Here is a 9,215-nt window from a genome sequence, read left to right as displayed (position 1 = left end):
AATCTCTGGCCGCCTCGGTATACACAGGATTGGTTCCCGAACGGGAACCACAAAAAACGCAAATCGCCAATTTGGTTAAATTCATAATCTCCCTTTTAGTTCGATTCTACGTAAAATTACGCAATCATCCTTTACATACACTTAAATTATAAATTTTTCTTAGGGTCTGGTAATTCTTTTACTCCAATATTCTCCAAAGAAAATTTTATTTCTTTTAAATCTACGGGTGGAATAGTTTTGTAAGTCCAATATCCAAGATAAATTTTTTGCATGTCTTCTGAATTAATGACGCCTTTAAATTCAATTTTTTCTTTATGTTGCTCAATTTCAATTTGTTGAAGGGTAAATATCCTTTCTTGAAAATAGATAAAACAATCCGAATCAAAAAATGTATATTTATTTTGATCAATTTTGAAATATGCATTTTGAGAAATTTTATCTGAATGATACGAGGTCGTTGTTGTAGCCAAGTGGAAATAAGATAAACCAGATAAAATACCATTCCGCCCAATACAGATTAACCACCGTGCTTTATTTCCACCAGCATACTGATGAAACACATATCCATCCCATCTATAAGTATGAGGTATCACTAACATTAGTGATTACTAAATTTTATTTTTTTAATTCTTTGTAAAGTAGAAATAGCTCTACTTCTTGAGGGAGATTTTCTAAAGATTCAAATTCATCAGCATAATCCATTGGTGAATCTGGACCGTTACGATAATAAGCCTTTTGCCAAGATTTAATATCATCATGTGATTTATTTGATATATCTTCAGCTTTTGAAGAGTCATTTACATGCTCATCTACAATTGAACGCATTAGGTCTACATCATCTTGATTGAAATAATCAAGATCAGCTTTTATAAGAGGTTCAATTAATTTCATTGAGTAAGTTTCGGTTTTTTTATCGATAACTTCAAAAGTGATAAATTTATTTTGTTCTTTGATTTCATTATAGATTTCAATTGGAACTGGACCTCTATCCATTGCTACATATTTTAGTCCAAGCGTAGGAATACCATATTTTTTGAGAGAAGTAAAATCTACATACGCAAGAAGTTTATATAAAAAAGTTTGTGATATTGGTCGTCCTGCTTTTTCTTTAAATTTTTCAGCGAGGAAGGCAATTGCGTTTTGAATTTTAATGTCCATTGAACCTCGGCTTATAATTCTGAATATATACTATATATTTGTTTAGTAATTATACTGTTACTATTCATATTGTGACAACAACTTTTTTAAACTTTTTCAAATCTCAAGACACTTTGATATAGGACCTTATCCAAAATTCCTGCCAAATTGTCTCTATTAGAAAATCTAAATGCCTCCTCACGACAATAAAGGTCCATATACTTTGGACTGATTTTATGGTAGATTCCGTCAGCGGAAACAAATTCTTTACTATGATCTACTGTAACGTGCTTTCGTTTAAGTTTATCTAATATTCAGTATCCTCTAAATTCATCGGTATAAATCTTACCTTTCTTTCTGCCTTTACGAGGTTTACCACCAACGTAAGCCTTCTATAAAATCGTTCTATTTCGTTGTTTTCACCAAAGAAAATTTGTAACATTTTTCTTTTTCTATGTCCGAGAAAAAATGTTTAAATTTCTTCGTCTTATGTAATTCTCACTTCTTAGGAACTATGGAAAAACAAATTGAAAAACTCCTTATTACGATACTTTTTTTTCTAATTCAAACGAACGTAATGGGACAAAACAATCCACCCCGATTCGATCCGGATATTTTAGAAAAAGAAGCCAACGAACTCGAAATTAAAGCTGGCAAAGCACAAGATCCCGTCACGAGACAACGCATGATTTTCGAAATTCAGAAAAAAAGAAAAGAAGCCTCCGAACTCAGAGATAAACTTCATGAACAGGAAATTTCCAAAACTCCAAAAGGTGCTACATTTGAAATCGCAATTTTATTGAACCAAACGAGTTGGATTCCGGAATCATTAGCAAGAAGACAAAACGTATCCACCAATGAAACAAACACTTTTCTTTATACAAATGGGCTTTACCAGAATATCAATGCGATCACGGGAAATGGAACCTACGACCCGCATATAATCAACAACACCGGAAGTTTTTATTCGAACCCGCAAGGAAACACGAAGACCGCTTACCCGATTCGATTGTTATTTTTAACCGAATCAAAAAAATACGGTGTGGAAGCAACATTTCTAGATTTTAGGATTCGTCCTTCTTATTCTTCCGTAAATGTCAATCCAACTTTAGGAAACTTAAATCAAACCTATAATTTGTACGGCCCGCAACTTAGAAGAACGGATATTCAATTGAATTTTCTTTACTTTTTTGAAACGGGATCCGGAACTAGAATCGGACCTTCCTTAGGAATCCGTAACCTGGACACGTATTCTAAAGAATACGGAAACTTACCCGGAGGATTAGGCTTCGGAACTATGGAAGAAAAAGCGGGCGGTTTAGGTCCTCAAATCGGATTTAGAATCGTTAAGAAACTGAACAATTTCTTTCAATTTCACGCAAGCGCAGATTATTTTAGAACATTAGGAAAATATCATCTAAAAACGAACGGAACCACAATCTATAACGGCACTCAAAACTTTCTAGTTATGGAAACTTCAGGATCAACGGGTGAAAACCTCGTCAAAAGAAGAGGTTATCAAATCGATGCCGGGCTTTCTTTTTTCAGAACAAACTGGCTCAAGTTTACATTCGGTTTCCAATATACAGAAATGAGATCCTTCGTAACTGGATACAACTACGACATCAACCTATTATTTCCCGACGTGATCAGTTCGACCGTACTAAACACAATTACAAAAACGGTGGATCTGACCACGACAAGACCTGCTCTTCAAAAGGAAGTGATCGATACATACTACGGATTTTATCTAGGAGTCTCTATTACTCTGTAAGGATGAAATCGACTTTTTGAAAAAAATTTAACCACGATACGAATGATTCCAACCCAATATTTATTCGTTCAAAGCTAAGCTTGTCGTCCAGTTTTCCCAAATCTCTTATAAGAACTTATTTAAAACCTATCTCGAAAACACTTTATCTTTATTTAAAACGCTGATTTTGACCATTCTCAGATATTTTTGAGAGAGCTTATAAAGCGAACAAGATTGTTTTCCTTTTACATGAGAGTGATTAAAAGATCTCTATAACGATATTTAGTTCCATCAATGAATATCGTACGCGAAATTGTCATACTCAACACCTTAAATCTTGAAAAATGCTGAGTATTGAAAAGAAAATCTTTTGAAAAAAATTACTTAATAGGAACCGAAGCAAGTTTTATCCAACCTACTTTTTCGATCAGAGCAAATCCACCAAAAAGAACGGTTGTATAAAACATGTCACCCAGAAGAGAATTTTGAAAAAAAGGAATCGCCATGATATAACACTGAGCGAGTCCATTCAGGTCATACGAATAGTAACCCGCCAGCCATACGTAAAAGTTTGTAACGATAAAGAAAACTACAGAACCGCCCAACGACCAAAATGCAATTCTAACGACGGAAGAAGACGCTCTTAACTGCCATCCCGCTACAACTAAAAGTAAGACCATTCCGTAAACCGGTAACATCTGATCATGCAATCCGATCAATAAATCGCTCATAAAAAGCGCACATATGGGAACCAACAGAGACAGCTTCTTAGAAACAAAATGGGCGCCCGCAAAAAGAGAAATCGCAAGAATTGGCGCAAAATTAGCCGGATGCGGAAAATAGCGACTCGCAACCGCAATCAGAATAAGCGAAAGAACAATAAGACTTTTTGAACGTATCATAAAGGGCCTATAAAGTATTTTTTTGAACTATACTTCAACTTTACGACTCCCGTCAATCCAATCCCGATTCCAAAACAATTGAAAAAGAGTGCAGATTCAGCTTGGAAATTAAAAGTTGGAACAAATCTCCCATTGTTTTTGGAGGGAACTCAGATGCAGGCAAAATCACTCGCAGAGGAAATTGGTAAACTTCAAGAAATCACAGTCACTCTCCGAGGAGAAAACGGATGTCCTTGGGATAAGGAGCAGAATCATCAAACTCTAATTCCTTATCTCATTGAAGAATCCCAAGAAGTCATCGAAGCAATCCTAAAAAACGACGATGAACTCCTCAAAGAAGAATTGGGCGATCTATTGTTTCAAGTTGTGTTTCATGCAAGGCTTGCTGAAGAAAGACATTCATTCAATTTAGAAGACATTGCGAAAAGTGTTTCCGACAAACTAATTTTCAGACATCCTCACGTTTTTAGGCCGGAAGAACTTACCCTTTCTTCTTCTCAGGAAGTTTTGGAAAATTGGGAGAAAATCAAGGATAAGGAAAAGAAGAAATCAAACGACTCATCTATTTTTTCGAACATTCCGGAGAATTTCTCTTCCCTTTTAAAAGCGGAAAAATATCAAAAGAAAGCTGCCAAAGTCGGATTTGATTGGGAGAACATTTCAGATGTGCAAGAAAAAGTTAGAGAAGAAATGGAAGAGTTCTTAATCGAATTTGGTCGTGTCAAAGCAGATGGAAGTAATCAGGTTCGCATCGAAGAAGAATTCGGAGATTTATTATTCAGTTTAGTAAATTTAGGAAGACATCTTGGAATTTCCTCCGAATCCGCACTCACAAGAACGAATGCAAAATTTAAGAAAAGATTCCAATACATAGAGCAAACCTTAAAAAACCGAGGCAAAACTCCGAAAGAATCCAACTTAAAAGAAATGGATCAGCTTTGGAATGAGGCAAAAGAATCAGAAACATGAACGGGTTAGATTCACTCGAAAAAAGAATTGAACAAACCGAAACTTTGATTTCTATCCTATCCAAAGAGTTTTTTTTGAAGTTAAAATCGGATTTAGAAGAATGGCCACGAACGTATGAATTTACGTATCTGGAAAAAAATTATAAAGCGATGTTTTCCGTTTTCGGTTCCTTTACTTTGAGCGAGCTTAAACAGACAGTTGACTTTTCTCCGATTTATTATCTCAGTTTATGCAATAATGTTTACCAACAGCTTGTTTGGACCAAACCGGACGGAGAAATCATGGACGACCCAAAACAAATCTTTGACGAATTGAGAAAATATATTCAAATTTTCGAAACTTCGATTTCAAAAATCGATTCAAGAGAAAAATAGGCTTGAAAGTACTCGTTTTAGATTCCGGCACGACCTTCAGAAAAATCATATCTTCTTTTTTTCCCACGGAAGACTTTCAGATCTTCGAAGCGGGTTCGGCAAAAGAAGGATTGGATCTTACGTTTCGGGAAAATTTCGATCTAATTACGATCGGAATGATTCTTCCAGACTCTGACGGATTTACGGTCTGTAAAACTATACGAAATAGTTTACGAGAAAATAAATATAACGCATGCAAAAATTCTAAAATATATCTCATTACTTCCGGAGATGTCGAATCAAACCGCACAAAATCCATGGAATTTGGATTTGATGGAATTTTTCCGAAGCCCTCTGGAATTGATGAATTGAAATTGGTAATTAAGGAAATTATTAAATTCTCTTACCAAAAGAATTCCATAGAACAACGAAAAGTCGGAAAAATCCTCATCGTAGACGACTCGGAACTCAACTTACTTCTTTTAGGAAAAATTCTGGAAAGGAACGGTTATTCCTTTCAGGCATTTACAGAAGGAAAAAAGGCGTACGAATATCTTCAATCTTCCGAAGAAAATATTTCTTACATTCTCACCGATTGGATCATGCCCGGCTTTTCAGGACAAGAACTCGTGGAAGCAATCCGCAAACAGGAAAAATTTGACACAATTCCGATCACGGTGATTACGGGACTTGAGGAAAATGTGGGCTTGAATATCTCAGTCTCTCAGAAAAACGTTTCCATTCTTCAAAAACCGTATTTTGAAAGAAAAATTTTAGAATACATTCGCAAAGTTTAATTTACGGTGAGAAATTGAATTTCCCGAACCACATCCGGATGACAGTCCGCTCTAAATTCTCCCGAAAAGGGTTTTAAACCAGAAAACCACTGTCCATTTTCATACTGCAGGTCGTTCCAATACAAAAACAAAGTCGTATCTCCGAATTGATTGCTCAATTGAATCTGTTGAATCTCGCCCGTCGGAGAAGGTTCCTTGAAAAAGATTTCCCCTGACATAGAAATTATCTGGATCTGATACGGCTCAGCTCGATAGGGAATTCCTTCCTTTCGTTTATTGGAAGATTTCAATTTCCAACCCGTAATTTTAATTTTGGAAATCTCATCGAGCTTTAGGGATTTTGAATATGTTATATTGTTTTTTTTGTGCTGAAACTTAAATTCAAACGGTGGATTTTTCCAAAAACCTTCCACATCTCGACCGTCGCAAAAAATCACTTTAACTTTTTTTTCTCCTCTTTCGTCCACTCCGGTTCCAGTTTGCTTTTCGGCTTCTCCCCTTTGATTTCTGGAATCTCCAACCGTCGGTTCCACGGGTAATGTCGGTTCTTTGGGAGCTTTTTGAGGACGAATGGAAACGTTTAAAAATAATAATAAGAATGTGAATGCAAACTTTGTAAGCGATATAAAGATGGACGTTGCAGAAATTCGGCGGTAAATCGAAGTTTCGAATTTCTTCATGGTCTGCGTTGTTCGGTTGGTAATTTTGTAATTCCCGACTTTGGGACATGGAAGCTTTTTTCCGGTCTTTGGTCGGGAATTTTCGGTCAAAACGATTAAAGCCTTTTCTGAATCGCTTCCATAAACTGAAAAGTATCCAAAGCCTTTGCGTTTGGATCTGTACAAAGAAGTGTTAAATCCTTTGTCATTTCCCCGCTTTCGATCGTGTCGATCACGGCCTTTTCGAGTTTATGACCAAAAGAAACTACATCCGGAGTTCCATCCAATTCTCCCCTTTTAATCAATGCTCCCGTCCAAGCAAAAATAGAAGCGACTGAGTTTGTGGAAGTAGTTTCGCCCTGCTGGTATTTACGGTAATGTCTGGTTACAGTTCCGTGAGCGGCTTCATATTCGAATTTTCCGTCCGGAGAAACAAGCACGGAAGTCATGAGTCCCAAAGATCCGAATCCGGATGCGACCATGTCACTCATCACGTCTCCGTCGTAGTTCATCAGAGCCCAGAGCATTCCGCCCTCGTTTTTCATAATCTGAGCAACCGCGTCATCTATGAGATAATACGAATATTCGATTCCGGCTTTTTTGAGATCTCCGGCTTTGGCTTTTGCAAGTTCGTCGAAAATCGCCCGAAATCTAGCATGATACTTTTTAGAAATGGTGTCTTTTGTCGCGAACCAAAGATCGATTTTTTCAGAAATCGCATAATTGAAACAAGCCTGAGCAAAACTAAGAATAGACTTATCCAAGTTATGCTGACCCATAATCACGCCCGCTCCGTCGAAATCGTGTATCAAGGCTCTTTGTTTTTCCTTTCCGTCTTTTCCGGTATAAACAAGTTCCACTTTTCCAGCTTCTGGAATATAAAGTTCGGTATCTTTATAAAGATCCCCGTAAGCGTGACGTCCAACCGTAATCGGTTTTTTCCAAGAACGAACGGCAGGAGGAATATTTTTTACTATAATCGGTTTACGGAAAACGGTTCCGTCCAAAATCGAACGAATCGTTCCATTCGGAGATTTCCATTCTTGTTTGAGGTTGTATTCCTTCACTCTATCTTGATTCGGAGTGATAGTCGCACATTTTACGCCCACTCCGTATTTTTGAATTGCGTGTGCGGAATCTACGGTGACCTTATCGTCGGTTTTATCCCTATACTCCACGCCTAAATCATAATAGTCCAGTTCGATATCGAGATAAGGATGAATGAACCTATCCTTGATCTCCTTCCAGATGATCCTGGTCATCTCGTCCCCGTCAAGCTCGACAAGCGGGGTTTTTACCTTAATCTTTGCCATTGAATTCTCCTTAAGATTTTGCGATGATATAATAATAGAATATTATTCTGTTCTAAAGCCCCAACTGTCATCGAGAAGGAAAATTAGGATTTTCCGTAATTCTCATAATCCCATTCCTGAGCCAAGCAAGATTCTGCATTTCAAAATAATTGATTGCAACTGGAAGTGAAACAATTCCTATCACGGAAAAATAACGATATTTCAAAGAATCCTTTACGCTAAGCGCTTGGATCGTTTTCTCAAGTTTGACGAGAATTTTTTTCCAACGAAAAAAAAGCGGTTTTAGTTCCGAATTACAACCTTCAAAAAAAAGTTCTTCCGCACTTTGAGTGATGATTTCCCTGAGACCGATTGGCAATGCAGGAGAGCCGAATTGATCTCGAAAACGGACCAAATCCTTTTCGATGTCTTCTTCGGATTGTCTTGAGATGGGAAGAATGGAACTAATTCCAACGGAAATCGGAAGGGAAACCCGAAGAAAAAAATCCCCTGCTACCATATCTTGCAAAAAGGAGCGGACCGATTTCCTTGATGTAATCGAAAAATCGAGCTGATTGGAACTAAAATTCTTGGTGGTTTGAATGATATATTGGGTCAGTTTGATTTTTTCTGTCCAAAATATTGCCAATAGATCGGATTCCATAGCTCTGAATGATACTATTTTGATTTTCGCTTTTTTAGCAAGATTTATTAAAAGGAAGTCTCTTTGATGCAAAAAGTTAAAATCCCTCAAAGAATATCCCTTCTGTTCAATTCCGAAAACAACGATTTTCCTTTTGAAAAAGAAAAACTTTAAATTCCGTAATCTTTGCTTGAACGTCGATCTTCTTCTACAGCAGTTTCTTTTTATTTTAACAAAATCAGGCCCTCTGAATTTTCCTCTCGGAACCGCTTTTAAAGAGGTAAAAAATGAAAGATACAATCGATCCAAATCGAGGAAAATGGATGAAGTTGATTTCAAGAAAAAATAACTTTCGAAAAATAGTCTCAACATTAAACGACTTCTACATTCCGAAAATTCCCTTTTCAAAGCTGGCCGAGGGTCAAAAGATGAGAATCAGACTTGCTCAAAAAAAAGTTAAAAAATTCGAAGTCTTTCTCAAAAAGGTAAGCGGCTATGAATTTATAATCTTCCTACAAATAGAAAATCAATTCGAATCCTGGATACACGTGGACGGCATTCAGGAAGAAAAGGACCGATTTTTAAAGGAAGGGAAAAACGATCATCCGATTTTCGAACACATTAGCATTTCCGATCTTTACGAAAATAACTGTGTTTTTGCAAACGCAGAAGAAACGAAAATTCTGAATCTGAAAGATTCTGCTTGATCA

At 36.7% G+C, this 9,215-nt stretch carries 12 protein-coding genes (1 of these 12 only partly in view); 5 read left to right on the top strand and 7 right to left on the bottom strand.

What is annotated here, in order from left to right; translation table 11 throughout:
* From LEP1GSC190_RS01150 to LEP1GSC190_RS01140, 3 genes are all read right to left on the bottom strand, one after another.
* Positions 1–85: the 5' end (the start) of an LOG family protein gene (locus tag LEP1GSC190_RS01150; RefSeq protein ID WP_002763133.1), read on the bottom strand. The gene continues 473 nt to the left of window position 1, outside the view; only the first 85 of its 558 coding nucleotides appear in the window; the start codon lies at positions 83–85; its stop codon lies off the left edge, out of view.
* Positions 86–146: 61 nt separating this feature from the next.
* Positions 147–599, bottom strand: a complete 453-nt coding sequence (locus tag LEP1GSC190_RS01145) for a hypothetical protein (protein WP_237578326.1) — start codon at positions 597–599, stop codon at positions 147–149.
* A 16-nt stretch (positions 600–615) separates the two neighbouring features.
* Positions 616–1,158: a Panacea domain-containing protein gene (locus tag LEP1GSC190_RS01140; protein ID WP_002763211.1), complete on the bottom strand. Its 543-nt coding sequence runs from the start codon at positions 1,156–1,158 to the stop codon at positions 616–618.
* A gap of 493 nt (positions 1,159–1,651) precedes the next feature.
* On the opposite strand from LEP1GSC190_RS01140, the gene LEP1GSC190_RS01135 reads away from it, so the two are divergent.
* On the top strand, positions 1,652–2,911 hold the full coding sequence (locus LEP1GSC190_RS01135) for an LA_2444/LA_4059 family outer membrane protein (RefSeq protein ID WP_002763184.1): 1,260 nt from the start codon (positions 1,652–1,654) through the stop codon (positions 2,909–2,911).
* Positions 2,912–3,270: 359 nt separating this feature from the next.
* Here LEP1GSC190_RS01135 and LEP1GSC190_RS01130 read toward each other — a convergent pair whose 3' ends face one another.
* On the bottom strand, positions 3,271–3,792 hold the full coding sequence (locus tag LEP1GSC190_RS01130; RefSeq protein WP_002763052.1) for a DUF6580 family putative transport protein: 522 nt from the start codon (positions 3,790–3,792) through the stop codon (positions 3,271–3,273).
* 153 nt (positions 3,793–3,945) lie between these two features.
* On the opposite strand from LEP1GSC190_RS01130, the gene mazG reads away from it, so the two are divergent.
* From mazG to LEP1GSC190_RS01115, 3 genes are read left to right on the top strand one after another with little or no spacing between them, the layout of a single operon-like run.
* On the top strand, positions 3,946–4,761 hold the full coding sequence (gene mazG / locus LEP1GSC190_RS01125; protein WP_173380595.1) for a nucleoside triphosphate pyrophosphohydrolase: 816 nt from the start codon (positions 3,946–3,948) through the stop codon (positions 4,759–4,761).
* A complete protein-coding gene (locus tag LEP1GSC190_RS01120; protein ID WP_002763214.1) occupies positions 4,758–5,135 on the top strand; it encodes an LIC_13241 domain-containing protein in 378 nt (125 codons plus the stop codon). The genes mazG and LEP1GSC190_RS01120 overlap by 4 nt, the downstream gene beginning before the upstream one ends.
* Positions 5,136–5,137: 2 nt before the next feature.
* A complete protein-coding gene (locus LEP1GSC190_RS01115) occupies positions 5,138–5,911 on the top strand; it encodes a response regulator (protein ID WP_002763190.1) in 774 nt (257 codons plus the stop codon).
* Here the strand turns inward: LEP1GSC190_RS01115 and LEP1GSC190_RS01110 are convergent.
* The 3 genes from LEP1GSC190_RS01110 to LEP1GSC190_RS01100 all read right to left on the bottom strand — a co-directional run bounded on the left by LEP1GSC190_RS01110 (position 5,908) and on the right by LEP1GSC190_RS01100 (position 8,526).
* Positions 5,908–6,591, bottom strand: a complete 684-nt coding sequence (locus tag LEP1GSC190_RS01110) for a hypothetical protein (protein WP_002763104.1) — start codon at positions 6,589–6,591, stop codon at positions 5,908–5,910. The two genes, LEP1GSC190_RS01115 and LEP1GSC190_RS01110, sit on opposite strands and share 4 nt — an antisense overlap.
* A gap of 95 nt (positions 6,592–6,686) precedes the next feature.
* A complete protein-coding gene (locus LEP1GSC190_RS01105) occupies positions 6,687–7,883 on the bottom strand; it encodes an NADP-dependent isocitrate dehydrogenase (RefSeq protein WP_002763082.1) in 1,197 nt (398 codons plus the stop codon).
* 67 nt (positions 7,884–7,950) lie between these two features.
* On the bottom strand, positions 7,951–8,526 hold the full coding sequence (locus LEP1GSC190_RS01100) for a hypothetical protein (RefSeq protein WP_036047627.1): 576 nt from the start codon (positions 8,524–8,526) through the stop codon (positions 7,951–7,953).
* 266 nt (positions 8,527–8,792) lie between these two features.
* Here LEP1GSC190_RS01100 and LEP1GSC190_RS01090 point away from each other — a divergent pair, with 266 nt between their 5' ends.
* The gene (locus tag LEP1GSC190_RS01090; RefSeq protein WP_036036160.1) at positions 8,793–9,212 is read left to right on the top strand and encodes an LIC_13246 family protein; all 420 of its coding nucleotides are present in this window, start codon (positions 8,793–8,795) and stop codon (positions 9,210–9,212) included.
* Positions 9,213–9,215: the final 3 nt, after the last annotated feature.

Source organism: Leptospira mayottensis 200901116 (assembly GCF_000306675.2).
GTDB classification, from domain to species: Bacteria; Spirochaetota; Leptospiria; order Leptospirales; family Leptospiraceae; genus Leptospira; species Leptospira mayottensis.
This window is presented reverse-complemented; position numbering and strand designations above follow the sequence as displayed.

Coding starts and splice junctions, on each gene's coding strand:
- LEP1GSC190_RS01145 (WP_237578326.1), bottom strand. CDS start 599: ATGTTAGTGATACCTCATACTTATAGATGGGATGGATATGTGTTTCAT.
- LEP1GSC190_RS01140 (WP_002763211.1), bottom strand. CDS start 1,158: ATGGACATTAAAATTCAAAACGCAATTGCCTTCCTCGCTGAAAAATTT.
- LEP1GSC190_RS01135 (WP_002763184.1), top strand. CDS start 1,652: ATGGAAAAACAAATTGAAAAACTCCTTATTACGATACTTTTTTTTCTA.
- LEP1GSC190_RS01130 (WP_002763052.1), bottom strand. CDS start 3,792: ATGATACGTTCAAAAAGTCTTATTGTTCTTTCGCTTATTCTGATTGCG.
- mazG (WP_173380595.1), top strand. CDS start 3,946: ATGCAGGCAAAATCACTCGCAGAGGAAATTGGTAAACTTCAAGAAATC.
- LEP1GSC190_RS01120 (WP_002763214.1), top strand. CDS start 4,758: ATGAACGGGTTAGATTCACTCGAAAAAAGAATTGAACAAACCGAAACT.
- LEP1GSC190_RS01110 (WP_002763104.1), bottom strand. CDS start 6,591: ATGAAGAAATTCGAAACTTCGATTTACCGCCGAATTTCTGCAACGTCC.
- LEP1GSC190_RS01105 (WP_002763082.1), bottom strand. CDS start 7,883: ATGGCAAAGATTAAGGTAAAAACCCCGCTTGTCGAGCTTGACGGGGAC.
- LEP1GSC190_RS01100 (WP_036047627.1), bottom strand. CDS start 8,526: ATGGAATCCGATCTATTGGCAATATTTTGGACAGAAAAAATCAAACTG.
- LEP1GSC190_RS01090 (WP_036036160.1), top strand. CDS start 8,793: ATGAAAGATACAATCGATCCAAATCGAGGAAAATGGATGAAGTTGATT.